The sequence below is a fragment of the Dellaglioa sp. CoH-56-MRSF-11 genome (genome assembly GCF_056782135.1).
The window spans coordinates 1-407 of the sequence record NZ_JBXAYE010000037.1; the positions used below are offsets into that span (position 1 = coordinate 1).

The window sequence follows — 407 nt, forward strand, 5'->3', positions numbered from 1 at the left end:
CCTCTATATGTCGCGTGCGCGTTATATCGCGACCCCCGTTGACATGGGCACGTGACGCGTGGTATGCTCCCGATTCCCAAGTAAAGGAGGTCTCATGAGCGAGATCAAAACCGGTTCGCGCAGTCCCCTGCTGCCCGACGTGGTGAACACGAAATCACGCGCAAAGAAAAAGCGTCCGCGTCCTGTCGTTGACGCAAATGGCAAACCTATCGAGAACCGGGCCCGTGTAAAACTCGTGGTGCTCAAGGGTCGTGCGAAATTCGGAACCGTGGTCAAGATCGATGAGGCACGCAAGGTCCACGTTAAGATCGACGGCCTGAAGGCGGTCAGGGAATGCAACGGCACCGGTCTCGAAGTGGTGGCCGACGCCGCGCCCGCGTCCAAGAAAAAGCTGGTAACGCTACGTC

The 407-nt window shown here is 58.2% G+C and carries 1 protein-coding gene; it reads left to right on the plus strand.

The features are described from left to right. Positions 1-94: 94 nt before the first annotated feature. A partial coding sequence (locus tag AC1RPT_RS07710; RefSeq protein WP_481762972.1) for a hypothetical protein occupies positions 95-407 on the plus strand: 313 nt, incomplete at its 3' end.